22 protein-coding genes and 3 tRNA genes are annotated in these 26,476 nt (G+C 60.6%); 21 read left to right on the forward strand and 4 right to left on the reverse strand.

Annotation, left to right across the window (positions count from 1 at the left end):
* The first annotated feature begins 132 nt into the window (after positions 1-132).
* The 11 genes from accD to JOE39_RS01935 all read left to right on the forward strand — a co-directional run bounded on the left by accD (position 133) and on the right by JOE39_RS01935 (position 8,911).
* Positions 133-1,053, forward strand: a complete 921-nt coding sequence (accD, locus tag JOE39_RS01885) for an acetyl-CoA carboxylase, carboxyltransferase subunit beta (protein ID WP_003318491.1) — start codon at positions 133-135, stop codon at positions 1,051-1,053.
* A complete protein-coding gene (gene folC, locus JOE39_RS01890) occupies positions 1,050-2,354 on the forward strand; it encodes a bifunctional tetrahydrofolate synthase/dihydrofolate synthase (protein ID WP_210077992.1) in 1,305 nt (434 codons plus the stop codon). Before accD ends, folC begins: the two co-directional genes overlap by 4 nt.
* A complete protein-coding gene (locus JOE39_RS01895) occupies positions 2,338-3,000 on the forward strand; it encodes an SPOR domain-containing protein (protein WP_210077990.1) in 663 nt (220 codons plus the stop codon). The genes folC and JOE39_RS01895 overlap by 17 nt, the downstream gene beginning before the upstream one ends.
* A gap of 118 nt (positions 3,001-3,118) precedes the next feature.
* Positions 3,119-3,706, forward strand: a complete 588-nt coding sequence (locus JOE39_RS01900; protein WP_003318487.1) for a CvpA family protein — start codon at positions 3,119-3,121, stop codon at positions 3,704-3,706.
* A 12-nt stretch (positions 3,707-3,718) separates the two neighbouring features.
* Positions 3,719-5,227, forward strand: a complete 1,509-nt coding sequence (purF, locus tag JOE39_RS01905; protein ID WP_003347797.1) for an amidophosphoribosyltransferase — start codon at positions 3,719-3,721, stop codon at positions 5,225-5,227.
* Between the two features lie 20 nt (positions 5,228-5,247).
* A complete protein-coding gene (locus JOE39_RS01910) occupies positions 5,248-6,459 on the forward strand; it encodes an O-succinylhomoserine sulfhydrylase (RefSeq protein ID WP_210077988.1) in 1,212 nt (403 codons plus the stop codon).
* Positions 6,460-6,509: 50 nt separating this feature from the next.
* Positions 6,510-7,274 carry an SDR family oxidoreductase gene (locus tag JOE39_RS01915; RefSeq protein ID WP_161420916.1) on the forward strand — a complete coding sequence of 255 codons (765 nt, stop codon included), beginning with the start codon at positions 6,510-6,512 and terminating at the stop codon, positions 7,272-7,274.
* A gap of 150 nt (positions 7,275-7,424) precedes the next feature.
* Positions 7,425-7,500, forward strand: a tRNA-Val gene (locus tag JOE39_RS01920).
* Between the two features lie 79 nt (positions 7,501-7,579).
* A tRNA-Asp gene (locus JOE39_RS01925) sits at positions 7,580-7,656 on the forward strand.
* A gap of 115 nt (positions 7,657-7,771) precedes the next feature.
* Positions 7,772-7,848, forward strand: a tRNA-Asp gene (locus JOE39_RS01930).
* Between the two features lie 235 nt (positions 7,849-8,083).
* Positions 8,084-8,911 (forward strand): DUF2242 domain-containing protein, encoded by an 828-nt coding sequence (locus JOE39_RS01935; protein WP_210077985.1) that lies wholly within the window; start codon positions 8,084-8,086, stop codon positions 8,909-8,911.
* A gap of 122 nt (positions 8,912-9,033) precedes the next feature.
* On the opposite strand, the gene ilvA is transcribed toward JOE39_RS01935, so the two are convergent.
* Positions 9,034-10,548 (reverse strand): threonine ammonia-lyase, biosynthetic, encoded by a 1,515-nt coding sequence (gene ilvA, locus JOE39_RS01940; RefSeq protein ID WP_245227508.1) that lies wholly within the window; start codon positions 10,546-10,548, stop codon positions 9,034-9,036.
* Positions 10,549-10,806: 258 nt separating this feature from the next.
* Here ilvA and JOE39_RS01950 point away from each other — a divergent pair, with 258 nt between their 5' ends.
* Entirely contained in the window at positions 10,807-11,121 is a 315-nt protein-coding gene (locus tag JOE39_RS01950; protein WP_032660289.1) for a hypothetical protein, read from the forward strand.
* 6 nt (positions 11,122-11,127) lie between these two features.
* Here JOE39_RS01950 and JOE39_RS01955 read toward each other — a convergent pair whose 3' ends face one another.
* On the reverse strand, positions 11,128-12,168 hold the full coding sequence (locus tag JOE39_RS01955) for an AraC family transcriptional regulator (protein WP_210077981.1): 1,041 nt from the start codon (positions 12,166-12,168) through the stop codon (positions 11,128-11,130).
* A gap of 2 nt (positions 12,169-12,170) precedes the next feature.
* A complete protein-coding gene (locus JOE39_RS01960; protein ID WP_210077979.1) occupies positions 12,171-13,301 on the reverse strand; it encodes a carbon-nitrogen hydrolase family protein in 1,131 nt (376 codons plus the stop codon).
* Positions 13,302-13,510: 209 nt separating this feature from the next.
* Between JOE39_RS01960 and JOE39_RS01965 the strand changes: the two genes are divergently transcribed.
* The 5 genes from JOE39_RS01965 (at position 13,511) to JOE39_RS01985 (ending at position 21,046) form a co-directional block, all read left to right on the forward strand.
* Entirely contained in the window at positions 13,511-15,550 is a 2,040-nt protein-coding gene (locus JOE39_RS01965; RefSeq protein ID WP_024647946.1) for an NADPH-dependent 2,4-dienoyl-CoA reductase, read from the forward strand.
* 84 nt (positions 15,551-15,634) lie between these two features.
* A complete protein-coding gene (locus JOE39_RS01970) occupies positions 15,635-16,579 on the forward strand; it encodes a pyridoxal-phosphate dependent enzyme (protein WP_134943394.1) in 945 nt (314 codons plus the stop codon).
* 148 nt (positions 16,580-16,727) lie between these two features.
* On the forward strand, positions 16,728-18,065 hold the full coding sequence (locus tag JOE39_RS01975; protein ID WP_024647948.1) for an MFS transporter: 1,338 nt from the start codon (positions 16,728-16,730) through the stop codon (positions 18,063-18,065).
* Between the two features lie 492 nt (positions 18,066-18,557).
* A complete protein-coding gene (locus JOE39_RS01980; RefSeq protein ID WP_003390808.1) occupies positions 18,558-19,766 on the forward strand; it encodes an MFS transporter in 1,209 nt (402 codons plus the stop codon).
* Entirely contained in the window at positions 19,766-21,046 is a 1,281-nt protein-coding gene (locus JOE39_RS01985; protein ID WP_003423158.1) for an arsenic transporter, read from the forward strand. Before JOE39_RS01980 ends, JOE39_RS01985 begins: the two co-directional genes overlap by 1 nt.
* A 148-nt stretch (positions 21,047-21,194) precedes the next feature.
* Here the strand turns inward: JOE39_RS01985 and JOE39_RS01990 are convergent, their stop codons facing one another.
* Positions 21,195-22,139 carry a DUF1853 family protein gene (locus JOE39_RS01990; protein ID WP_024664713.1) on the reverse strand — a complete coding sequence of 315 codons (945 nt, stop codon included), beginning with the start codon at positions 22,137-22,139 and terminating at the stop codon, positions 21,195-21,197.
* 371 nt (positions 22,140-22,510) lie between these two features.
* Between JOE39_RS01990 and JOE39_RS01995 the strand changes: the two genes are divergently transcribed.
* The 4 genes from JOE39_RS01995 (at position 22,511) to JOE39_RS02010 (ending at position 26,449) form a co-directional block, all read left to right on the forward strand.
* Positions 22,511-23,578: a diguanylate cyclase gene (locus JOE39_RS01995; protein WP_003390801.1), complete on the forward strand. Its 1,068-nt coding sequence runs from the start codon at positions 22,511-22,513 to the stop codon at positions 23,576-23,578.
* 140 nt (positions 23,579-23,718) lie between these two features.
* Positions 23,719-24,609 carry an NAD(+) kinase gene (locus tag JOE39_RS02000; RefSeq protein WP_003409651.1) on the forward strand — a complete coding sequence of 297 codons (891 nt, stop codon included), beginning with the start codon at positions 23,719-23,721 and terminating at the stop codon, positions 24,607-24,609.
* Positions 24,609-25,574 carry a metallophosphoesterase gene (locus JOE39_RS02005; RefSeq protein WP_003423161.1) on the forward strand — a complete coding sequence of 322 codons (966 nt, stop codon included), beginning with the start codon at positions 24,609-24,611 and terminating at the stop codon, positions 25,572-25,574. Before JOE39_RS02000 ends, JOE39_RS02005 begins: the two co-directional genes overlap by 1 nt.
* Before the next feature lie 2 nt (positions 25,575-25,576).
* Positions 25,577-26,449, forward strand: coding sequence for a rhomboid family intramembrane serine protease (locus tag JOE39_RS02010; RefSeq protein ID WP_024682927.1), 873 nt, complete (start codon positions 25,577-25,579; stop codon positions 26,447-26,449).
* The last annotated feature ends 27 nt before the right edge of the window (positions 26,450-26,476 follow it).

The raw sequence follows: 26,476 nt of genomic DNA on the forward strand, positions 1-26,476 counted from the left end.
GGGTGTGCAGGTCCGGCCGTGAGTCGATCGCTATCCTTTCATCGTCGTCCATATACGAATTTATCTGAGGGCATGCGACTGGTGTTTGATTTGTCAGTCGTTCGAGCCACACCGGTACTGGAGATATAAAGCATGAGCAACTGGTTGGTAGACAAACTGATCCCATCGATCATGCGTTCCGAGGTCAAGAAGAGCTCGGTTCCCGAAGGCCTCTGGCATAAATGCCCGTCCTGTGAGGCGGTGCTGTATCGCCCTGAGCTGGAAAAGACCCTGGACGTCTGCCCCAAGTGCAACCACCACATGCGTATCGGTGCACGTGCACGCCTGAACATTTTTCTGGACGTCGAAGGGCGCGAAGAGCTGGGTGCCGACCTTGAGCCGGTCGACCGTCTGAAATTCCGCGACGGCAAGAAGTACAAGGATCGCCTGACCGCTGCGCAGAAGCAGACCGGTGAAAAGGATGCGCTGATTTCCATGAGTGGCACTTTGCTGGGTATGCCGGTGGTGGCCTCGGCATTCGAATTCTCGTTCATGGGTGGTTCGATGGGTGCCATTGTCGGCGAGCGTTTCGTACGTGCCGCCAACTACGCGCTGGAAAATCGCTGCCCGTTCGTCTGCTTCGCCGCTTCCGGCGGTGCGCGCATGCAGGAAGCGCTGATCTCGCTGATGCAGATGGCCAAGACGTCCGCCGTTCTGGCGCGCCTTCGCGAAGAAGGGCTGCCGTTCATCTCGGTGCTGACCGACCCGGTCTACGGTGGCGTTTCCGCCAGCCTGGCCATGCTGGGTGACGTCATCGTCGCAGAGCCAAAAGCACTGATCGGTTTCGCTGGTCCGCGGGTCATCGAGCAAACCGTTCGTGAGAAGCTGCCTGAAGGCTTCCAGCGCAGCGAATTCCTGCTGGATCACGGCGCTATCGACATGATCGTCTCGCGCAGCGAACTTCGTCCGCGCCTGGGTAACCTGCTGGCACAGATGATGAACCTGCCAACCCCTCGCTTTGTCGCACCCGTTATCGAGCCAATCGTCGTCCCGCCGGCACCTGCGACGATATGACCCCTACGTCCCTGAGCGACTGGCTCGCCTACCTGGAGCAACTGCATCCGTCGGCCATCGATATGGGCCTGGACCGGTCTCGACAGGTGGCGCTGCAACTGGGGCTTACACGCCCGGCGCGCCAGGTGATCACGGTGACGGGCACCAACGGCAAGGGCTCGACCTGCGCCTTTGTCGCCGCCTTGTTGCAGGCTCAGGGCTTGAAGGTCGGTGTCTACAGCTCCCCGCATCTGCTTCGCTATAACGAGCGGGTGAAAGTGCAGGGCGTCGAGGCAACCGATCTGGAACTGTGCGATGCCTTCGCTGCGGTCGAAGCGGCGCGCGGCGATGTCACCCTGACTTATTTCGAAATGGGCACGCTGGCGGCGTTCTGGTTGTTCGAGCAGGCCCGGCTCGATGCGGTGGTGCTGGAAGTCGGTCTGGGCGGTCGTCTGGACGCGGTCAATCTCGTGGATGCGGACCTGGCGCTGGTCACCAGTATCGGGGTCGATCACGCCGAGTACCTGGGTGACACCCGTGAGTCGGTCGCTTTCGAGAAAGCCGGGATCTTTCGCGCTGGCTGTCCTGCACTGTGCGGTGACCCGGCGCCCCCTGAGCCGCTGCTGGCCAAAGCTCGCGAGCTGGGCTGTCCGTTGTTGTTGCGTGGCCGAGATTTCGATCTTTCCATAGGTGATGACAGCTGGGACTGGCGCGGTATCGCTCACGGCGAACGGATCGAGCTGCGCGGTCTGCCGCTGCTCGACCTGCCCATGCAGAATGCAGCGCTGGCGCTTCAGGCCTTCGCCCTGCTGGGGTATATATTGCAACCGGATGCGACAGGCAAGGTGCTTGCCGAGACCCGGCTCGCCGGTCGTCTCGATCGCAGGGTCGTCAAGTGGCACGGCAAGTCGCTCAACCTGCTTCTGGATGTAGGCCATAACCCCCACGCCGCCCGGTTTCTGGGGCAACGCCTGGCGCGGCAGCCACTCGGCGGCAAGCGTCGTGCAGTGTTTGGCCTGCTCAGTGACAAGGATCTCGACGGTGTGGTCGCGCACTTGGCGCCGGTCATTGAAGAGTGGGCCGTTGCGCCGCTTCCGACCTCGCGCAGCCGGCCGGCAGAAGAGTTGCAGGCGGCCTTGCAGAACCTTGGGGCCCGCGTGACGTCCTATCAGAGTATCGCGTTGGCGCTGGAAGCTCAGTGCGCGCATGCCACGCCCGATGACGAGATTCTGCTGTTCGGTTCATTTTACTGTGTTGCCGAGGCCCTTGAATGGTTGGCCCGGTACACCGATGAGGACGCTGCAAATGGCTTTGCTGGATAACGTATTCAAGCAGCGAATGGTTGGAGCACTGGTGCTGATCGCCGTGGCGGTCATTTTCCTGCCCATGCTTTTCACGCGTGAAGATGAAACACGTCAGGTGCAGGTCGAAGCGCCAGCCGCGCCTCAGGCGCCTGCAGCTGCGCAGGTGCGGGTCGATCCGGTACCTGTTCCGGAGCCTCAGGTTCTGCCTCAGGAGCCTGTGCCAGGTGATGATGACATGAGCAGCAACCAGCCGCCTGCCATGCCGATAGCGCCTGCGCCGATCGCTCAGACCGCACCTGCCGCTCCGGCCTCCAAACCTGCTGCCAAGCCGGCACCTGCTCCGGCGCCAGCGACAGCTGCTGCACCAGCAGCGACACCGGCGCCTGCCAAACCTGCGGCACCTGCTGGCGTCGACGCCAACGGCCTGTCGATCAGTTGGTCGGTGCAATTGGCGAGTATGTCCAATCGTGCCAATGCCGACAATCTGCAAAAGACGCTGCGCACCCAGGGCTACAACGCCTACATTCGCACCGCTGATGGCGTGAACCGGGTGTTTGTCGGCCCGCTCATCGAGCGCGCCGAGGCCGATCGCCTGCGCGATCAGCTCGACAAACAGCAAAAGCTCAAGGGCATTGTGGTGCGCTTTCAGCCCCAGGGTGGCTGACCGTTCGGCACCTCGTGCCCCTGGCACAAAGGAAAATGCCTCGCGCCGGTAATCGCTGCTTACCGGCAGGCGGGCGCTCTGCTAAAATGCGCCGCCTTATCCGTCTGCAGGCTGCAACGTGCCATTTACTCCGGTTGACTGGGCAATTCTCGGAATTGTCGCCATCTCCGCCCTGATCAGTCTGAAGCGCGGCTTCGTAAAAGAAGCACTGTCGTTGACGACGTGGATCATTGCAGGTGTTGTGGCCTGGATGTTTGGCGCAGGGCTGTCGCAGTATCTGGTCAACTACATAGAAACACCTTCGGCCCGCGTGATCGCGAGCTGTACCATTCTTTTTGTCGCCACCCTGCTGGTAGGCGCCATGGTCAATTTTCTGATAGGCGAGCTGATTCGCGTCACCGGGCTTTCCGGGACCGATCGTTTTCTCGGCATGGTCTTCGGCGCAGCGCGTGGAGGCCTGCTTGTCGTTGTGGCGGTAGGGCTGTTGAGCCTGGGGCCGGTGCAACAGGATCAATGGTGGCAGCAGTCCAGGCTGGTGCCGCAATTTCTCATGGTCGCTGACTGGTCGAAAAACCTGATTCTCGGGATGTCCAGCAAGTGGCTCGCCAGCGGCATCAGCGTACCCGCTGACATGCCGTTCAAGGAACAGATCCTGCCGTCTACAATGCCGCAGGATGTGCTCGGTAAATCCAGTTCCACTAAGTAGGGGTTGTGTCGCATGTGTGGCATCGTCGGTATCGTCGGCAAGTCGAACGTCAATCAGGCGCTGTATGACGCGCTTACCGTCCTCCAGCACCGCGGCCAGGACGCTGCCGGTATCGTAACCAGCCATGATGGCCGGTTATTCCTGCGCAAGGACAATGGATTGGTGCGCGATGTGTTTCATCAACGTCATATGCAGCGTCTGGTCGGGCATATGGGCATCGGTCACGTGCGTTACCCCACCGCGGGCAGCTCGACGTCGGCCGAGGCTCAGCCGTTCTACGTCAACTCGCCTTACGGCATCACGCTGGCGCACAACGGCAACCTCACCAACGTCGAGCAGTTGGCCAAGGAAATTTACGAATCCGACCTGCGCCATGTGAACACCAATTCCGATTCGGAAGTGCTGCTCAACGTGTTCGCCCATGAGCTGGCGGTGCGTGGCAAGTTGCAGCCGACCGAAGAGGATATCTTCGCGGCAGTGACCGACGTGCACAATCGCTGCCGTGGTGGTTACGCGGTCGTGGCCATGATCACTGGCTACGGTATCGTCGGCTTCCGTGACCCGGACGCCATTCGTCCTATCGTGTTCGGCCAGCGTCACACCGACGAAGGCGTCGAGTACATGATCGCCTCGGAAAGCGTATCGCTGGACGTGCTGGGCTTTACCCTGATTCGCGACCTGGCGCCGGGCGAAGCGGTCTACATCACTGAAGACGGCAAGCTGCATACCCGTCAGTGCGCGGCCAACCCCAAATACGCACCATGCATCTTCGAACACGTCTATCTGGCGCGTCCGGACTCGATCATCGACGGCATCTCGGTCTACAAGGCGCGCCTGCGCATGGGTGAGAAGCTGGCCGACAAGATCCTGCGCGAGCGCCCTGATCACGATATCGACGTGGTCATCCCGATTCCGGACACCAGCCGTACTGCGGCGCTGGAGCTGGCCAACCATCTGGGCGTCAAGTTCCGCGAAGGCTTCGTCAAGAACCGTTACATCGGCCGGACCTTCATCATGCCGGGCCAGGCTGCGCGCAAGAAATCCGTACGCCAGAAGCTCAACGCCATCGAGCTGGAGTTCCGCGGCAAGAACGTGATGCTGGTGGATGACTCCATCGTACGTGGCACGACCTGCAAGCAGATCATCCAGATGGCCCGCGAAGCCGGTGCCAAGAATGTCTACTTCTGTTCTGCAGCCCCGGCTGTGCGCTACCCCAACGTCTACGGCATCGACATGCCGAGTGCTCACGAACTGATTGCCCACAACCGCACCACTCAGGACGTGGCCGACCTCATCGGTGCCGACTGGCTGGTCTATCAGGATCTGAATGACCTGATCGAAGCGGTCAGCGGCAGCAAGAAAATCAAGATCGACAACTTCGATTGCTCGGTTTTCGACGGCAAGTACGTGACCGGCGACATCGACGAGCATTATTTGAACCGGATCGAGAGCGCGCGTAATGACGCCTCCAAGATCAAGACTCAGGCAGTGAGCGCGATCATCGATCTGTACAACAACTAATTGGGCAAGGAGTGGGCGGCATGACTCAGGAATGGGATGCAGGTCGGCTGGACAGCGACCTTGAAGGCGTAGGTTTCGATACCCTAGCCGTACGTGCCGGGCATCACCGCACACCGGAAGGAGAGCATGGCGAACCCATGTTCTTTACCTCCAGTTACGTATTTCGCACAGCCGCCGACGCGGCTGCGCGTTTCTCCGGTGAAGTGCCGGGCAACGTCTACTCGCGTTACACCAACCCGACGGTGCGTTCGTTCGAAGAGCGCATTGCCGCACTGGAAGGTGCCGAGCAGGCCGTCGCTACGGCGACCGGCATGGCGGCAACCCTGGCAGTGGTGATGAGCCTGTGCAGCGCCGGTGATCATGTGCTGGTGTCACGCAGCGTTTTCGGCTCGACCATCAGCCTGTTCGACAAGTACTTCAAGCGCTTTGGTGTCGAGGTGGATTACGTTCCTCTCGCCGATCTGAGCGGCTGGGACGCGGCTATCAAGCCCAACACCAAAATGCTCTTCGTCGAATCGCCGTCCAATCCCCTGGCTGAACTGGTCGACATCACGGCGCTGGCCGAGATCGCCCACGCCAAGGGCGCGATGTTGATCGTCGACAACTGTTTCTGTACGCCGGCCTTGCAGCAGCCGCTGTTGCTGGGCGCTGACATTGTCGTGCATTCGGCCACCAAGTTCATCGACGGCCAGGGCCGTTGCATGGGCGGCGTGGTTGCCGGGCGCAGCGAGCAGATGAAAGAAGTGGTCGGTTTCCTGCGTACTGCCGGGCCGACACTCAGCCCGTTCAACGCGTGGATATTCCTCAAGGGCCTCGAAACCCTGAACCTGCGGATGCGCGCTCACTGTGCCAATGCTCAGGCACTGGCCGAGTGGCTCGAGCAGCAGGACGGCATTGAAAAGGTCTATTACGCCGGACTGAAAAGTCACCCGCAGCACGAGTTGGCCCAGCGTCAGCAAAAGGGTTTTGGCGCTGTAGTGAGCTTCGAGGTCAAGGGTGGCAAGGACGGCGCATGGCGCTTCATCGATGCCACGCGACTGATTTCGATCACTGCCAACCTGGGCGACAGCAAAACCACGATCACTCACCCGAGCACCACCTCTCACGGTCGCCTGGCACCTCAGGAGCGTGAAGCCGCAGGTATTCGCGACAGCTTGATTCGGGTTGCAGTGGGGCTGGAAGACGTGGCTGACCTGCAGGCTGACCTGGCTCGTGGTCTGGCGGCGTTGTGAGTAGCGAGGCCAGCAATCCGGCCAGTGGCAAGCCGGGCGAGGAGTGGGCGTTGAAATTTGCCAGCGTCCACAATGGTCGTGTCGCCCTGGTGACCGGTGCCGCTCGGGGTATCGGGCTCGGCATCGCAGCGTGGCTGATTGCCGAAGGCTGGCAAGTGGTGTTGACCGATCTGGACCGTACGCGTGGCTCGAAAGTGGCCAGTGCGCTGGGTGAAAATGCCCTGTTCATTGCCATGGACGTTGCCAGTGAAGAACAAGTCGCAGCGGGCGTGGCCGAGGTGCTTCGGCAGTTCGGTCGTCTCGATGCGCTGGTGTGCAACGCGGCGGTCGCCGATCCGCACAACACTACGCTGGAAAGCCTTGAGCTGTCGCACTGGAACCGTGTGCTGGCAGTCAACCTCGGCGGTCCGATGCTGCTGGCCAAGCATTGCGCGCCTTATCTGCGTGCGCATTGCGGCAGCATCGTCAACCTGACCTCCACACGCGCCCGTCAGTCTGAGGCCGACACCGAGGCTTATGCAGCCAGCAAGGGTGGCCTGATGGCGCTGACGCATGCGCTGGCGATCAGCCTGGGGCCGGAGATTCGTGTCAACGCTGTCAGCCCTGGCTGGATCGACGCTCGCGACCCCTCGTTGCGCAGAGCCGAGCCGTTGTCCGAGACCGATCATGCCCAGCACCCGGCGGGCAGGGTAGGGACGGTGGAGGATGTTGCGGCGATGGTTGCCTGGCTGTTGTCCAGAAACGCCGGTTTCGTGACCGGGCAGGAGTTCGTGGTCGACGGTGGCATGACACGCAAGATGGTGTACGCCGAGTAGTTTGTGCGGGCGAGCTTCGATTGAGCTATTGCTTGTGCTTTTGGTGTGTGGTGAGGGTTTTGTGATTGAGGCGGTTTTTAAAAAAACTTCAATCAGGCTATTGACTTAGGTTCGTTAGGTGCGTAAATTTCGCGGCCTCAACGAAGCAAAGGGTGATTAGCTCAGCTGGGAGAGCAGCTGCCTTACAAGCAGCGGGTCGGCGGTTCGATCCCGTCATCACCCACCATCGTTGAGTTTGAAAGCTGAAGTACGAGGGCTTTCAAAAGTGATTTTAAAAAGCTTATACGGACGCAAGTCCACAATGCGCAGCGGTAGTTCAGTCGGTTAGAATACCGGCCTGTCACGCCGGGGGTCGCGGGTTCGAGTCCCGTCCGCTGCGCCATATTTGTACAGATCGGGTTCGCCGGGTCTGCGATTGAAAAGCCCAAGGGTCTTTCAGTCACGTGTACAGGAAGCAGGCTACCAAAAGTTTGTTTCAAACAGGTTTACAGCGATACGCAGCGGTAGTTCAGTCGGTTAGAATACCGGCCTGTCACGCCGGGGGTCGCGGGTTCGAGTCCCGTCCGCTGCGCCATACACCGCTTCAAGGCCCTTGAACTCCTTGAAGCAAACAAGAAAGCGGCCTTAGGGTCGCTTTTTTGTTGTCTGCGTTTTTGTGTGCCTGCGGGGAGATCTGGTTCGCTTGAGCATGGACTGTATCCAAATCCTTTTGAACTGTACGTTGATCCAGCGTCGGCCTTGTTGCAGACTTACCGCCATTTCCCAGTTCGCAGTCTTGCTGGCAGTCTTTTCCTTCCTCAGGATTTTCGATGTTTAAGCTACTGAACGTTCGTACCGCCTTCTGGATCTCTGCCGTGCTGATGGCAGCCGGCTGCTCATCGTCGCCCAAGCAGGCGGTGTATGACCATGAACACTTCGACGACGCCGGGACCTTCTCCCGAAGCTACCCTGCGACCGATATGGCTTACTGCGAGGCGGGGCGGCGTGCCTTGCTGAGTCAGGGCTATATCATCACCAGCAGCGACCCGAAGATGATTGCAGGCCGCAAGAGCTTCCAGCAGACCGGCGATACGCATATCGAGATCAGCTTCAATCTGGTGTGTGCCGCCGATGCGAAGGATGGCAATTCCACCATGTTTGCCAACGCCCTGCAGGACCGTTACGCGCTGAAGAAAACCAACAACTCGGCCAGCCTCGGCGTAGGCGTGCTGGGCTCCGTGTCGATGCCGATAGGCTCGACTGACGACTCGATGGTCAAGGTCGCCAGCGAGACCGTCTCGTCAGCGAAGTTCTACGAGCGCTTTTTCGGTCTGGTGGAAAACTTCCTGCCGCCTGAAGTGAAAAAGGCTGCGCATATTGTCGAGAAGCCCAAGGCCGATCTCGGTGTGCCTGACATAGCTCCCGTAGCCCCGGCGGCTCCCGCCAAGGCTGCCGAGCCTGCGAAATTGGCGCCTGCGTCGTCAGAAAACACGCCGAAGGCCGAGCATGCTGCCGAACCGGTCACGCCTGCTGCAAGCGAACCTGTGCCTGCGCCGTCCGAACCTGCTTCATTCAAGGCAGAAACGGTCGAAACACCGGCCGCAGAACCTGCAGAAAGCACCGCGCCCACGCCAGTCGAGCCCGCCCCGGCGCAGTAAGGAGTGGCGCGGAGCGTCGGTAACGAAGCCTATCGTGCCCATGCTCCGCGTGGGCATGCCGGTCTGGACGCTCTGCGTCCTCTTGCGACGCAGAGCGTGAGGAACGAGAGATATCCACGGCCTCAGCCTAGAAACAGTCTGTACGCCGGGTTCTCGCTTTCGTCCCAATACCGGTAACCAATCTCATCCAGCGCAGCGCCGACCAGATGCCGCTCATCCTCCGGCACGATCAGCCCGGCAACCACCCTGCCATCGGCTGCGCCGTGGTTGCGGTAGTGGAACATCGAGATGGTCCAGCGACCGCCTAGGCGGTTGAGGAAGTTGAACAGCGCGCCCGGTCGTTCCGGGAACTCGAAGCGCAGCACCACTTCATCATTGACCCGCTCGGCATGCCCGCCAACCATGTGGCGGATGTGCAGTTTGGCCAGTTCGTTGTCGGTCAGGTCCAGCACCGGGAAGCCCTGTTCGGTCAGGCTGGCGATCAGGGCGCTGCGCGGGTCGTTCTCGGGATGGGTCTGCACGCCGACGAAGATGTGCGCCTCGCGGTCGGTGTGGTAGCGGTAGTTGAATTCGGTGATCTGCCGCTTGCCGATAGCCTCGCAGAATGCCTTGAAGCTGCCCGGTTGCTCGGGGATGGTCACGGCAATGATCGCCTCGCGACCTTCGCCCAGCTCTGCACGTTCGGCCACGTGGCGCAAACGGTCGAAGTTGACGTTGGCCCCTGAATCGATCGCCACCAGCGTCTGGCCGCTGACGCCGCGTTGCTCGACATACTTCTTGATCCCGGCCACGCCCAGCGCGCCGGACGGCTCGGTGATCGAACGGGTGTCGTCGTAGATGTCCTTGATCGCCGCGCAGATTTCGTCGGTGCTGACGGTGATCACTTCATCGACATAATGGCGGCACACTTCAAAGGTGTGATGGCCGATCTGCGCGACCGCCACGCCATCGGCAAACAGCCCGACCTGGCTCAGCACCACGCGCTCACCAGCAGCCATCGCCGCCTGCAGGCAGTTGGAATCGTCCGGTTCGACGCCAATGATCTTGATCTCCGGGCGCAGGTATTTCACATAGGCCGCGATACCGGCAATCAGACCGCCGCCACCGACCGGAACAAAGATCGCATCCAGCTGGCCCGGCTGCTGACGAAGAATCTCCATCGCCACGGTGCCTTGCCCTGCGATGGTGTCGGGGTCGTCATACGGATGGATGTAGACGAAGCCCTGTTCGTCGACCAGCTTCAGCGAGTAGGCCAGCGCTTCCGGGAAGGAATCGCCGTGCAGCACCACAGTGGCACCCCGCGAGCGCACACCCTCGACCTTGATCTCCGGCGTGGTGCGCGGCATGACGATGGTCGCCTTGATCCCAAGCTCACGTGCCGCCAGCGCCAGGCCCTGGGCATGATTACCTGCCGATGCCGTCACCACGCCCCGTGCGGTCTGCTCTGCGGGCAATTGCGCGAGCTTGTTGTACGCGCCACGAATCTTGAACGAAAACACCGGCTGCAGATCTTCGCGCTTGAGCAGCACCTGATTGCCCAGCCGTTCGGACAGCTGGCGAGCGCCTTGCAGCGGCGTTTCAATGGCAACGTCGTAGACGCGCGAGGTGAGGATTTTGCGCGCGTAGTCGTTGAGCAGAGCGTGCGGGTCCTGGCTCATCGCATCGCCTCTTCGTACGTCGTGCCTGGATACCTGGCGAACGCGCGCGGCAGATCGATAATCAGGTCCAGAGCGGCGAGAAGGGCGATAGAGCGAGGGATGGCGATCATGTCTGACTCCTGATTCGGCAATTGTTGCCCGGGAGACAGAAGAAACCCGCCTCCAGGGCGGGTTTTTTGCAAACGTCGGCTAACCCGCCATGACTGGAATGACGGTAATAATAATCTGGCCGAAGTTGTGCTTGATGAGGTTCATGAGCACGAGATTAGGTCGACACTGGCATGCAAGTCAATAGCACCCGTCCGCTACAGGGGTGAAGGGGATACTGAATCAGCCACGGTCTTTTTCGTCTGTTTGACAGGAATCAACATTTTTATTTCACATTGGCACTTTAATGTTGATCTTGCGGTCAGTTATTTCAGCTTTGATTATCACCCCCACTCACTCAGCCAAGAGGGCGAAGAAATGGACGAATACCAGGAAGAACTACTTGAATACCGCGCATCGGAACTGGACCCGGTAGAGCCTGCCGACGACGCTACCGAACTGTGAACGGCTTCAAGCGCTTTGACGCTGGCTGCGGCGGAACTCTCCCGGAGTCTGACCGTTCCAGCGTTTGAAGGCGCGTTGAAAGGCTTCGGCAGAAGCGAATCCCAGCAGGTAGGCGATCTCCCCGAACGCCAGTTCAGTGTCGCGAATATAAGTCATCGCCAAGTCGCGCCGCGTGTCATTGAGCACTGCGCGAAAGCAGGTGCCTTCCTCGGCCAGCTTGCGGCGTAACGTCCAGGTCGGCAGTTTGAGCCTTGCCGACACTTCCTCCAGATCCGGTTCACTTCCGCCGTTCAACAGCGGTCCCAGCAATTTAATGATGCGTTCACGCAGGCTGCGGGTGCGGGTCTGTTGCTCCAGTTCACCTTCGCACAACTGCAACAGGTGCCGCCAGGTACTTGGGCAATGGTCCGGGTTGCGTAATGCCAGGCTGGTCTGATCCAGACGCAGTTGATTGGTCGCCGCGCCAAACACCACCGGGTTATCACTCAAAGCGGCGTACTGCGCGGCATAGTCAGGTGCTTCGAATTCGATCTCGACGCGTTGTGCGCGCAGCTCTGTACCTGCCAGCGTCGAAAGCTGAGCCAGCCAGCCAGCTAAAATCGAGTCCACCACAAACCTGTTGTAAGCGTTATAGGGGCTGATTGAATAGAAGCGCATCCAGGCGCCGGCCGCGTCCTCGTGGAAGCTCGACTGACCGCGATAATTGGAGCCATACAAGGGTTCGAAGCGGATCAGGGTACGTGCCGCCTCGCGCACGTTGGGTGCCTGGGCCGCGGTGATACCGGCCAGACCTGCCTGCGCGAAACGACTGAGCTGGCCCATGCGCAAACCCAGCCCTGGCTGGCCGGTCAGCTGGATGGCAGCATGCCCCAAGCGCATGTAGCGCGGGATCGACAGCCGCCCTCGCGCCTGGCTCAGGCGAATCGGGTCAAGACCGTACTGCTCCAGCAGCGCGTCAGGGTTCCTGTCGAAGCTGTTGACTGCATCGGTCAGGCTCTGGATGAAACCCACCGACAGATCACCGAGGCGCAGCGTCAGGTTCGGCATCGTCAAAGCCAGAGGTTGATCATGCGCGCACCGCCAGCAGCATTTTCCTGCTGCGGCTCGGCGATCGTTTGTCCTGCGTGGCTGGCAAAACTTTGTCCGGCCACACCCTGATTCCAGAACTGCCCGCGCATGAACACACTGATCCCTGCCTGCGCAGTGCTTTGCGGAGCACGTCCGGTCAACGTCAGGTGATGCCAGGCTTCGCCCTCGCTAGGCGTGTCAGTCGGCACGTCGATGTCTGAATGCCGGGGCTTGCGCCACGCTTCGGACCAGGCGGCCTTGCCGATCACAAAGGCCGGCACCGCGATCAGTTGCGCACCTTTCTGGTTCAGGCGTGCGTAATTCTCCGGGTACCAGCTGTCGCTACCGATCAGCACTCCCAGACGCCCGGCCGGGGTGTCGATCACATTCAACGGCGCGTCGCTTGCCGTGCGCACATAACGCTTCTGATAGCGCTCGGGGTACAACTGACGTTGCGGCTGACCCAGCGGCAGGCCATCGCTGCCAAATGTCAGGCTGCTGTTATACAGGGCGCCGCTGCCGACTTTCAGCTGACCGCCTTCAACGCTGGGATCGGGCAGCACAATCGAGCCTGCCACCAGTGTGACGCCGAACTCTCTGGCGAGGCCGCCAAACAGTGTCTGATAGTCCCGCGCCATCGATTGTGCCTTGATCCGCAGGTGGGCATCATCCAGACGGCCTCTGCCTTCAGCCTCGAGCATCGCCTTGATGAATTGCAGCGGATTGCTCCACGACAGCCAGTCCATGGCGTCATCCAGCGTGGCAGCCTGATAGAGTTGATCCTTCTCGCCACTTGCGAACAGCCAGGTGCCGATATGTTCCGGCAGTACCACCACCGTGCGTGGGTTGATCAGCCCTTTGTCACGGGCCTGTTGCAGATAAGCGGCGAGCTTGCGGTGCAGTCGCTCGATGTTCTGGTAATCAGTCGGAAACAGTTCGGGCTCGATCCCCAGCAGGTTGCCGCGTTCACCGGGCTGGCCTTCATTGATGGCCAGACGAATGCGCAGATCGGACAGGTAGTGACCCGCCGGACGTTGATCGGTCCAGATTGCGTAGCTGACGAGGCTGGCGACGCTGAGCAGAACCAGGCAGATGGCGAAGAGTTTGCGCATAAAAAGGATCGAATGACGGCCATCGGGAAATTGTCGACTAGGGTAGGGCTGCGTCGGGCGCTTGCCAAGTGCCACTGCGCGTTTGGATCAATAACTTGTCACTTTCGGTCATTGAGTGTGTGGCGGGATGCGTCTTTACTGGTGCCCAATGAACCAGAGGACCCGCAGAGGTCCTTGCTATTGCGTGATTGACTCGATGGAGCTTTGCCATGACTGCTGCTCATTATCCGCACCTGCTGGCCCCGCTGGACCTGGGCTTTACGACCTTGCGCAACCGCACCCTGATGGGCTCGATGCACACCGGTCTTGAAGAGCGGCCGGGCGGTTTCGAGCGCATGGCGACCTACTTTGCCGAGCGCGCCCGTGGTGGTGTCGGGCTGATGGTCACCGGCGGCATCGCGCCCAATGAAGAGGGCGGTGTGTATGACGGCGCGGCAAAGCTCACCAACGTCGAAGAAGCGGATCGCCATCGCCTCGTGACGCGCGCGGTTCACGAGGCTGGTGGCAAGATTTGCCTGCAGATCCTCCACGCCGGTCGCTACGCCTACAGCCGCAAGCAGGTCGCGCCGAGCGCCATTCAGGCGCCGATCAACCCGTTCATGCCGCGAGAGCTGGACGAAGAAGGCATCGAAAAGCAGATCGCTGACTTCGTGAACTGTTCGGCACTGGCCCGCAGCGCCGGTTATGACGGTGTCGAAATCATGGGTTCGGAAGGCTACTTCATCAATCAGTTCCTGGCCGCGCATACCAACCACCGGACCGACCGTTGGGGCGGCAGCTATGAAAACCGCATGCGTCTGGCGGTCGAGATCGTCAGGCGCGTGCGTGAGGCAGTCGGTGCGCAGTTCATCATCATCTTTCGCCTGTCGATGCTCGACCTTGTGGAAGGCGGCAGCAGTTGGGAAGAAATCGTCGAGCTGGCCAAGGCGGTCGAACAGGCCGGTGCGACGCTGATCAACACCGGCATCGGCTGGCATGAAGCGCGCATTCCGACCATCGCCACCAAGGTGCCGCGCGCCGCGTTCAGCAAGGTCACTGCCAAACTGCGAGGCTCGGTGAGCATCCCGCTGATTACCACCAACCGGATCAACACCCCGGAAGTCGCCGAGCGCATTCTCAGCGAAGGTGATGCAGACATGGTCTCGATGGCTCGTCCGTTTCTGGCCGATCCCGAGTTCGTCAACAAGGCTGCTGCGGGCCATGCCGAACGCATCAACACCTGCATCGGCTGCAATCAGGCCTGCCTCGACCACACCTTCGGCGGCAAGCTGACCAGCTGTCTGGTCAATCCGCGTGCCTGCCACGAGACCGAGCTCAATTACCTGCCCACCCTGCAGGTCAGGAAAATTGCCGTAGTGGGTGCCGGTCCTGCCGGTCTGGCCGCGGCAACCGTTGCCGCACAGCGCGGGCATGAGGTGACGCTGTTCGATTCGGCCAGCGAAATCGGCGGCCAGTTCAATATCGCCAAGCGCGTGCCGGGCAAGGAGGAGTTCGCCGAAACCCTGCGTTACTTCCGCAACAAAGTGCAGGAGACGGGTGTTCAGTTACGTCTTGGCAATCGGGTAAAGGCCGCAGACTTGCTGGGCGCAGGCTTTGACGAGGTGATTCTGGCGACCGGCATCGCGCCGCGCACGCCGGCCATCCCCGGCATCGATAACCCCATGGTGTTGAGCTATCTGGACGTCATATTGCAGCGCAAGCCGGTCGGGCGCCGGGTGGCAGTAATAGGCGCGGGTGGCATCGGTTTCGATGTGTCTGAATTTCTTGTGCATCAGGGCGTGGCCACCAGTCTGGATCGCGAGGCTTTCTGGAAAGAGTGGGGCATCGACACGACCTTGCAGGCTCGCGGCGGTGTCGCCGGGGTCAAGCCCGAAGTCCACGCGCCGGCACGCCAGGTGTTTCTGTTGCAGCGCAAGAGTTCCAAGGTCGGCGACGGCCTGGGCAAAACCACCGGCTGGATTCACCGCACGGGGCTCAAGAACAAACAGGTGCAAATGCTCAATGCTGTGCAGTACCTGAAAATCGACGACGCAGGGCTGCATATTCGCATTGGCGAAGATGGCGAGGAAAAGCTGCTGGCGGTGGATAACGTGGTGATCTGTGCCGGGCAGGACCCGTTACGCGAACTGTATGACGATCTGCTCAATGCCGGGCAAAGCGTGCACCTGATCGGCGGCGCGGATGTTGCCGCAGAGCTGGACGCCAAACGGGCCATCGACCAAGGCTCACGTCTGGCCGCCACCCTGTGACAGACAACGCCTGATCAAGGGTTTCGCAACGCAGCCTGCTGACCGGCGAAGACCCGGAAACGGCTTGGCTGTAAACTGCGGCGCATGATGCTCGACGCCCTTGGCTGGCAACCCTCTGCTCCCCTGGAACGCTTGAACCTGCCCTGGCTGCAAAAAGCCGGGGTCGAGGTTGCGATTCTGCGCCTGGACCTCATCGACGCGCTGATCAGCGGCAACAAATGGTTCAAACTCAGCGAGCACCTGAGCCTGGCTGTCGACGCGGGTGCCGAGGGATTGATCAGCCTCGGTGGTGCGCACTCCAATCATCTGCATGCTCTTGCCGCAGCAGGCAAGCGCTTCGGTTTCCCGACGGTCGGCCTGTTGCGCGGTCATGCGCAGCAGACGCCGACGGTGCTCGATCTGCAGGCTTTCGGCATGCAACTGCACTGGCTGGGTTACGCCGGTTATCGTGAGCGGCATGCTACGGGCTTCTGGTTGCCGTGGCAGGCCCGCTATCCCGGTCTTTATCCGATTGCCGAAGGCGGTGGCGGGCTTGCCGGTGCGTTGGGGTGCGGTCGGCTGCGGGCAATGCTCGACGCGCAGCTCGCGCATCTGGGCTGGGACGATTACCACGGATGGTGGCTGGCGGCAGGCACCGGCACCACGCTGGCCGGCTTGCTGTTGGCTGAGGCGGGCGCCCGTCCGGTGTACGGAGCGATGGCTGTGCCCGAGGATCACGGGGTCGCGCCAAACATTATCGCGGTGCTGAATGACGCTGCGCAGGCTCAGGCCGATGTCAAGCCGTGCTTGCCCCCCGGTTGTATTCTGCTCGATGCCAGCCGCGGCGGTTTCGCCAGAACCGACGCGGCGCTGCTCGATTTCATTGCCGACAGCGAGGCTCAGAGCGGTGTACCTCTAGAGCCGCTGTACACCGGCAAGGCGTTGCTGGCCCTGCATGATCAGGTGCTGGCCGGTCGTTTCGCGCCCGGCACGCGCCTGGTCTTCGTTCACACCGGAGGCCTCCAGGGACGACGCGCCATGTGCCTGTAAGCCACGTGGCAGAGCCTTTGGCATGAATCCTGCGCAGTTCGATGACAAGACGTCGGCCCTGACTACGCGGATGACACTTCTGGAGAGGGGCATCCGGGTCGCTGTCTCGATAATCGATCCATTCCAGATCAAGACGCCGAGGCCCGCCATGACAACTACTACCGTAGAGCAAGTCGATCCTGCCACGCTGAAAAAAGTCATCGTTGCTGCGGCCATCGGCAACTTCGTCGAGTGGTTCGATTTTGCCGTGTATGGCTTTCTGGCGACGACGATCGCATTGCAGTTTTTCCCCACCGGCGACAGCAGTGCAGCGTTGTTGAAAACCTTTGCCGTGTTCGCCGTGGCCTTCGCATTCAGACCGCTGGGCGGGATTTTCTTCGGCATGCTGGGTGACCGGATCGGGCGCAAGAAAACCCTGGCGATGACCATCCTGCTGATGGCCGGTGCAACCACACTGATCGGCCTGTTACCGACCTATGCTGCGATCGGTGTGATGGCGCCGGTGCTGCTGACCATCATTCGCTGTGCGCAGGGTTTCTCCGCCGGCGGGGAGTATGCCGGTGCCTGCGCCTACCTCATGGAACACGCACCACGCACGCAACGTGCCTGGTATGGCAGCTTCGTTCCGGTTTCGACGTTCTCCGCGTTCGCTGCCGCGGCAGTGGTGGCCTATGCGCTGGAGTCGTTTTTGTCGACTGAGGCCATGGGTAACTGGGGCTGGCGTCTGCCGTTTCTGATTGCTGCACCGCTTGGGCTGGTCGGGCTGTACCTGCGCTGGAAGCTCGATGAGACCCCGGCGTTTCAGGCGGTGGCTCAAGAGCACGCTGTTGCTCACTCGCCACTCAAGGACACCTTGCGCCATCATGCCGCCGCGATGTGCTGTCTGGGTGCATTCGTGTCATTAACGGCGTTGTCGTTCTACATGTTCACCACCTATTTCGCGACCTACCTGCAAGTGGCCGGTGGACTGAGCAGGGCAACGGCGCTGCTGGTCTCGTTGATCGCTCTGGCCTTCGCCGCCGCCCTCTGCCCACTGGCCGGTGCCTATTCGGACCGGGTAGGGCGCCGCGCCACCATGGCAACGGCCTGCATCCTGTTAATGGTCGTGGTGTTTCCGTCATTCCTGATGGCCAGCTCCGGCTCTTTCATCGCCTCGATCATCGGCGTCATGCTGCTCGCCGTGGGCGCAGTGCTATGCGGCGTGGTAACAGCGGCACTGCTGTCCGAAACCTTCCCCACCCGTACCCGCTACACCGCCTCGGCGATCACCTACAACATGGCCTACACCCTGTTCGGTGGCACCGCGCCGCTGATGGCGACCTGGCTGATCAGCATGACCGGCAGCAACCTTTCGCCCGCGTTCTACCTCATCGCCGTGGCAGCACTGGCAATGGCCGGCGGCATGGCCCTGCCGGAAACCTCGAAAATCTCGCTACATGATGTACCTGTTGCAAGCGAGGAGCCGGTGGTGGGGTCAATTGCCTGAAGACTAGGGCCACAACATCGCTCACATCGCAGAACGCTGTGTGACGCGGAGCGTCACGAGCTGCATTACCACGCGGAACGCTCATCTTTATACTTAAGTGCTGAAGAGCCGGGAGGACGGCGCTTTCAGGCTCCTGCCCGCAGAGCATGGGAGCAGACCGGGCGACGCTTCGCTTGTTCGCGAAGGCGTCGGTTCAGACGATGTATTTTCGGTGACTGTACCGGCGCTTTCGCGAACAAGTTCGCTCCCACGGCCTTCGGCCAGAATCAAAAACAGATGTGTGTATAACGCTGAGCGCGGAGCATCGGCACGATAGTCAGACACAGGAAAGAACCATGCCCGGCAGAGCACGTTCCGACCCGTCAGCAAAAACGCAACAAAACGTGGCACAGTCGCCCCGAAAAATGGCACATTGGCGCGCCTCGGTACGCGTGACACATCTTGTAATCATCCTTACCGGGCGACCCGCGAACCCTTTTACGGATAAATACCATGGCGACCAGTGCTCCGCCCGCGACGGCGAAGGCCTCGACCACCCCTCAAGCCAGTCCGCTGGTGATGCGCATCATCGGCGCCGTTGCCCTCGCGCACCTGGTCAATGACCTGATTCAAGCCATCCTCCCGTCGATCTACCCCATGCTCAAGGCCAGCTACGACCTGAGCTTCACCCAGATCGGCCTGATTACCCTGACATTTCAGATCACAGCCTCGCTGCTGCAGCCCTGGGTCGGTTATTACACTGATCGCCATCCCAACCCGCTGGTACTGCCCGTCGGATCGATCTGCACGCTGATCGGCATCGTGATGATGTCGATGGTAGGCAGCTTCCCCTTGATCCTGCTGGCCGCCGCGTTGATCGGCATCGGCTCTTCGACGTTCCACCCGGAAGCCTCGCGTATCGCGCGACTGGCCTCCGGTGGTCGCTACGGGCTCGCGCAATCGACCTTTCAGGTCGGTGGCAACACAGGCACGGCGTTCGGGCCGTTGCTGGCGGCGGCGATCATCATCCCGTTCGGCCAGGGCAATGTCGCCTGGATTGGCCTGTTTGCATTGTTCTCGCTGGGGCTGCTGTACGCAATCAGCCGCTGGTATCGCGCGCACCTCAACCTGTTCAAGCTCAAGGCCGGTCAGGCCGCCACTCATGGTCTGTCCAGAAAGCGCGTGATCGCCTCGTTGGCAGTGCTGGCGTTTCTGGTGTTTTCCAAGTTCTTCTACATGACCAGCCTGACCAGCTATTTCACCTTCTACCTGATCGAGAAATTTGACCTGTCGGTTGCCAGCTCGCAATTGCACCTGTTCCTGTTTCTGGGCGCCGTGGCGGCGGGGACCTTTTTCGGCGGGCCGATCGGTGACCGCATTGGCCGCAAGGCGGTGATCTGGTTCTCGATTCTTGGTGCTGCGCCGTTCACCCTGGCGCTGCCCTATGCCGATCTGTTCTGGACCAGCGTACTCAGTGTGATCATTGGCTTTGTCCTGGCCTCGGCGTTTTCCGCCATCGTGGTCTACGCCCAGGAGCTGGTGCCTGGCAACGTGGGCATGATCGCCGGGCTGTTTTTCGGCCTGATGTTCGGCTTTGGTGGCATCGGCGCTGCCTTGCTCGGGTATCTGGCTGACAGCCACGGCATCCTGTTCGTCTACACGCTGTGCTCTTACCTGCCGCTGCTCGGCATCCTCGCGATTCTTCTGCCTCGGACCAAATAATGCTGATAGCAACGCTGATTTTCCTGTTCACCATCACGCTGGTCATCTGGCAACCCAAGGGTCTGGGCGTAGGCTGGAGCGCCGTACTCGGGGCGATCCTGGCGCTGCTGACAGGCGTCGTGCACGTCAGTGACATCGCTGTGGTGTGGGGCATCATCTGGAATGCCACGGCAACGTTCATTTCGCTGATCATCATCACGCTGTTGCTCGATGAAGCCGGTTTCTTTGCCTGGGCAGCGCTGCATGTGGCGCGCTGGGGCAAGGGCAACGGACGCCGTCTGTTTGCCCTGTTCGTGCTGTTCGGCGCGCTGGTATCCGCCTTGTTCGCCAACGATGGTGCCGTGCTGATCCTCACCCCGATCGTCATTGCCATGATGCTGGCGTTGCGCTTCTCGCCTGCCTCGACACTGGCGTTCGTCATGGCGGCCGGTTTCATCGCCGATACGGCCAGCCTGCCGCTGGTGGTCTCGAATCTGGTGAACATCGTGTCGGCGGATTACTTCAAGATCGGTTTCAACCGTTACGCAGCAGTCATGGTGCCGGTGAATCTGGCCAGTGTCGCCGCCACCCTGGCCGTGCTGATGTGGTACTTCCGTCGGGATATTCCCGCCGAGTTCGAGCCCGAGCAGTTGGACAAGCCGGAAACGGTTATCCATGACCGGGCCACGTTTCTGGCCGGTTGGGCGGTGCTGGTGATTTTGCTGGTGGGCTGTTTCGCCCTTGAGCCGCTGGGCATCCCGATCAGTGCGATCTCGTCGGTGTGCGCAGTGTTGCTGCTGGGCATCGCTGCCAAAGGGCATACGATCAAGACGCGCAAGGTGATGAAAGAAGCACCGTGGCACATCGTGGTCTTTTCGCTGGGCATGTACCTGGTGGTCTATGGCCTGCGTAACGCCGGGCTGACCGATTACCTGGCCAATCTGCTGGACTGGTTCGCGGGCTATGGTATCTGGGGCGCGGCGATGGGCACCGGCCTGATGACGGCGTTCCTGTCTTCGATCATGAACAACATGCCCACGGTACTCATCGGGCTGCTGTCCATCGACGCAAGTCATGCCAGCGGCGCCATCCAGGAAGCGATGATCTACGCCAACGTGATCGGCAGCGACCTCGGCCCGAAAATCACTCCAATCGGCAGCCTGGCCACGCTGCTTTGGCTGCATGTGCTGCAGCGCAAGGGCATCACTATCAGTTGGGGCTACTACTTCAAGGTCGGTATCGTGCTGACCGTGCCTGTACTGCTGGTCACACTGGCTGCGCTGGCATTGCGGTTGAGTTGAGCGGATGACTGGTGTCGGCCCAGGCTGTGTAAAAACTACTGCGCTTGGCAATACTGCGTTAAAAACAGGCGAAAAATGCTCATTTAGAACACCTAAACTCCGCTTTTTCGCCTGTTTTTGCCTTGTCTTGCCTTCGCTCGTGACGTTTTTACACACCCTGGGCCAGATTCGGCCACATGTCCGACACCAGAAACAGCCGCTCGGCTTCCTCCCAGTGGCCTTCGGCATTCTCCCTGAGGCGCACCAATAGCTGCGCCGGGGCCAGCGGGTCGAGTTCACTCAGCCATTCGTGCAACTGCTGATCGCTCCAGGCCTGGTTGTAGAGTGCCGGCGCCAGCCAGGCATGGCGCGGCAGGGGCTGCCAGCGTCCAGGGTGGCTTTGCGCCTGAAACGACTTCCAGTCACGCTGATGCAGCCAGCGACCCTTAAGGTGCTGCGGATGAACGCCGGCGGGGGACTGGCATGAGCCTGGCCACGGATACAGCAGGTAGCCGCCCAGCCACAACCGCGCACTGAACGCCTCGACCCCCAGCGCTGCCAGCGTCGCACGGCTTTCCGGACGTGCCGACATCGGCAACTGATGCTGGCTCAGATGAGTCAGCTTGCGGTCCAGCCGATCCTGGCAGCCCGGCCCCAGCCAGTGCGCCGGATCGCGGCCATCGCCGTCCTGCGGCCCCAGGTAAAGCTTGATCGCCAGTTCGACGTGGTGCACGCCGTCACCATCACGCAGCAGCATATCCAGCTCGCCCAGGGTCTGGTTGCCAAGCCTGATCGGCAGGTTGGCGGCGATTATTTCCACCCCTGGGGCATGCTGCACGGCGAATTGCCAGAGCCGTTCGTAATAGCGGCCCAGTCTTCGTGTGCTGGCCTGCGCGAGCCAGTCTTCGAGCGGGCGGCTGTCGCGGTCAAGTTGCTGGAGAAAATCCGTCAGTTGCTGCGGGGCTTTTACCCAGTCGCTGCCCGCCAGTGGATGGCGCTGCGGCCAAGGCGCGGTTTCAAGCATGGGGGGCGCGAGGATCACCCAGGCAAGGTCGCGCACTTCGGGATGCCGCAATTGGCGGGGGAGATCGATCAGGCCGGGGAATAGAGTCATGCGCCGAGGATAGCGTGAGTCGCCGCCGACAGACAGCATGTTTGGCAAGCGGCATATTCGCGCTGGTGTTTCTGCTTCAAAGACAACGTATGACGTATGACGTGCGACAGGATGTTCATCGAATAACGAAAGGTTATCGAAAACTATCAGTGGCCTTCTCTTTGTGCAAACGGTCATTCATATCCAGTATATTGTTTGCGTCAAACAATTCAGGCACTGCTCAATTATGTTCATTGGCCGGTCTGTCTCAATTGTGGTCACCTTGTGGTGAACGTCATTCAATCAGTCGGTCGACGCTTGGGCTGCTTAATTATAGGTGGTCTTCAGGCGGCGGATATTTGACTCGGCAAGTCGGATGCCTGGAGTTTTCTATGAACGGTGACATGCAGACCCGTATAAAACAACTGCTCTCACCCGCCATTGCGCGCGTGCAATGTATTGCCATCGTTTGTTGGCTGGTTGTTCTTTCGGTCACGCCGTATCTGCAATTCGGTCTGCCGGAAATACTGCTGACCCTTGGCCTGCTGGGGGCGTGCGCCTGGCAATATCGCGCAGTCGACTTCAGAGTCTGGCGCTGCGTGGGCATGGCATTCGTGATCATTGTGGCACTGTGCTTTTCAAGGGCTGGGCATTTGCGCACCGGCACGGACATCAACTGGTCACTCTCGGTCGCCGTGATGATTATCCTGTGTTCGACATTGTTAGTGGTGTATACCCGGGATTATCTGGTGGTGGCGATACTCGCCTGGTGTATTCTCTCTCCCGCTCAGGGGGTCGATACCGACAGTGTCGCGGCTGTGTTCATGACGCTGTTCTTTATCACGTCGGTCAGTCTGGGCAGTGTGATGAATCATACTTACACGCGCACACTTCGTACGGTATTGAGTCTGGAACATCAGTTTCGCGAACTGTCGCTGACCGATGACCTGACCGCTATATTGAATCGCCGGGCATTGATGCAGGCACTGGACAATCATGTGCTGAATAACTCGGCCGGTTATTTTCTGATGCTCGACATTGATGACTTCAAAACGATCAATGATCAATTCGGTCACGACGCCGGTGATCAGGCACTTCGTGTTATGGCAGGCTGCCTGCAAAAGACCGTAGGCAGTCTCGCCTTCGGACGCATGGGCGGAGAGGAGTTCGGCGTGATCCTGCCAATGTGCAGTGAAGATGACGCTCGGGATTATGTGCTGAACCTGTTGGAGTGCATCAGAAAATCCCTCGCTGTCAGCCCGTTGACCTGCAGTGCCGGGCTGGCCGACATCCCTGCGGCAGCGGACAGCTCGGAAGTGCTCAAGACCGCCGACATCAATCTGTATCAGGCCAAGCGGGGCGGCAAGGACCGGGCATTCTGGCGAGGTGCGCAGATAGGCGGCCATCAGGCGGGCGGCATCAGTGTGGAATGCGATAAAACCCGCGTCCTGACACGGTAGGCGGGCATCGGACTTTATCGCGCTGCCCGTACCTTGTTGCAAGGTCCGCGAAACCCTTTTTAAACCCCGGTTTGCTGCGATCAGGCCCTTTCGCCCATAATCACGTTTTAAAGTCGTCTCGAACCCGCAGCAGGAGCCTCATGGAGCAATTTCGCAATATCGGCATCATCGGTCGCCTGGGCAGTGTTCAGGTGCTCGAGACCGTTCGCCGACTCAAGAGATTCCTGCTGGACCGCCACCTGCACGTCATTCTCGAAGAGACGATCGCCGAGGTCCTGCCCGGTCATGGCCTGCAGACCTCATCGCGCAAGATGCTCGGCGAGGTCTGCGACATGGTCATTGTGGTCGGCGGCGACGGCAGCCTGCTGGGCGCGGCGCGGGCACTGGCCCGGCATAACGTTCCGGTGCTGGGCATCAACCGAGGCAGCCTGGGCTTTCTGACCGACATCCGTCCCGACGAGCTGGAGGTCAAATGTGCCGAAGTGCTCGACGGGCATTACCTGGTCGAAAACCGTTTCCTGCTCCAGGCCGAAGTGCGTCGCCATGGCGAGGCCATCGGTCAGGGCGATGCGCTCAACGACGTGGTGCTGCACCCCGGCAAGTCCACGCGCATGATCGAATTCGAGATCTACATCGACGGTCAGTTCGTGTGCAGTCAGAAGGCCGACGGCCTGATCGTCGCCACCCCGACCGGTTCGACGGCCTACGCGTTGTCGGCAGGCGGGCCGATCATGCACCCCAAGCTCGACGCCATCGTCATCGTGCCGATGTACCCGCATACCCTGTCTGGGCGGCCGATCGTGGTCGACGGCAACAGCGAGCTGAAAATCGTGGTGTCCAAGGACATGACCATTTACCCGCAAGTGTCGTGCGACGGTCAGAATCATTTCACCTGCGCGCCGGGCGACACCATTACGGTCAGCAAGAAACCGCAGAAACTGCGTCTGATCCATCCGCTGGATCACAACTATTACGAGGTCTGCCGCACCAAGCTCGGCTGGGGCAGCAAGCTCGGCGGCGGGGGCGATTAATGCTCGATCCGGCGCGTGGCTATGATCTGATCGGTGACGTGCACGGGTGTGCCCATACCCTCGAGCACTTGCTGGAGCTTCTCGGTTACCGTCTGCAGGCTGGCGTGTGGCGTCATCCCGAGCGTATCGTTATTTTCCTCGGCGACATCATCGACCGCGGCCCGCGTATTCGCGAATCGCTGCACATCGTGCGCGACATGGTTCAGGCTGGTCAGGCGTTGTGCATCATGGGCAACCATGAGTTCAACGCGCTGGGCTGGGTGACACCGGCCCTGTCCGAAAGCGGTCACCAGTTCGTGCGCGAGCACACCCCGCGTCATGCGCGGCTGATCGGCGAAACCCTGGCACAGTTCGAGCCGTATCCGGATGAGTGGAGCGAGTTCGTCAACTGGTTCTACGAGCTACCGCTGTACCTCGATGCCGGTCGCTTCAGGGTCGTGCATGCCTGCTGGGATGCGACGCTGATCGATCCGCTGCGTGGCCTGCATGGCACTGGGTGTATCGACCAGCATTTCGTCCAGGCGTCGGCAGTGCCCGGCAGCTTCGCCAGTAATGTCTTCAACCGTCTGCTGCGTGGCACCGACATGCGCCTGCCGCATGGCCTGACCCTGACTGGCGGTGATGGACTGACCCGCGAATTCTTCCGCACCAAGTTCTGGGAGGATGATCCGCAGACCTATGGCGACGTGGTCTTTCAGCCGGACGCCTTGCCCGAAGGGGTCGCCAAGACGCCATTGTCCACGTCGGAAAAGAACGCGTTGCTGCGGTATGGCATCAATGAGCCGCTGCTGTTTGTCGGTCATTACTGGCGCAGCGGCATCCCTGCGCCTATCCGGCCTAACCTGGCCTGTCTGGATTACAGCGCCGTGCTCTACGGCAAACTGGTCGCCTATCGGCTGGACCAGGAAACACAAATCGATCCGGACAAATTCGTCTGGGTCGACGTGCAGCGTCCCGAGGTTTGAGAATGAGTCCTGTAGCTGTCCTGCGTTTGCCGCTGACCACCGACCTGAGCGGTTTTGTCAGGCTGTTGCTGCGCTTGCAGATCCCTCACCGGGTCAGTGAAGAGGCTGGCGAGCAAGTCCTGTGGGTGCCGGACGCGCCGCGACTGGTCGAAGAAGTACGCGAGTTGTACACGCGCTTCCCCGAAGGTGACGAGCACGTGCAACTGACGCAAGACACCGGAAGCGCCACCTACAAGGCGCCCGGCCTGATCGAGCAGTTACGCAGCAGTCCGGTGACGGCCCTGGTGTTGCTGGTCACCTTGCTGGTCGCCGGCCTGACGCTGCTGGGCGATAACCTCGAAGCCGTCCGCTGGCTGACCTTTCAGGATTTCCGCATCAATGGCGAGTACGCAACGTTTCTGCCGTTGTCCGAAAGCCTCGCGTCCGGACAGTGGTGGCGGATCATCTCGCCCATGCTGATCCACTTCGGCATCCTGCACCTGGCCATGAACGGCATGTGGTTCTGGGAGCTGGGGCGGCGGATTGAAATTCGTCAGGGTAGCCTGTCGCTGCTGTTGCTGACCTTGCTGTTTTCGTCGGTTTCAAATTACGTGCAATACCTGTTCAGCGGCCCAAGCCTGTTTGGCGGACTGTCCGGCGTGTTGTATGGCTTGCTCGGGCATTGCTGGATTTTCCAGATGCTGGCGCCCAACCCGGTCTATCGCCTGCCGCGCGGCGTGTTGATCATGATGCTGGTCTGGCTGGCGCTGTGCCTGTCCGGGCTGGTGAGCATGCTCGGTTTCGGCGAAATCGCCAACGGTGCGCATGTCGGCGGGCTGATCATCGGTTGTGTCACCGGGCTGCTGGGTGGTGCGATTGCGCGCCGCAAGGCCTAGAATTACCCGCTATTTTCTGGAGTGCGC

Origin of the sequence: Pseudomonas sp. PvP100 (assembly GCF_017833055.1) — a bacterium.
Classification (GTDB): domain Bacteria; phylum Pseudomonadota; class Gammaproteobacteria; order Pseudomonadales; family Pseudomonadaceae; genus Aquipseudomonas; species Aquipseudomonas syringae.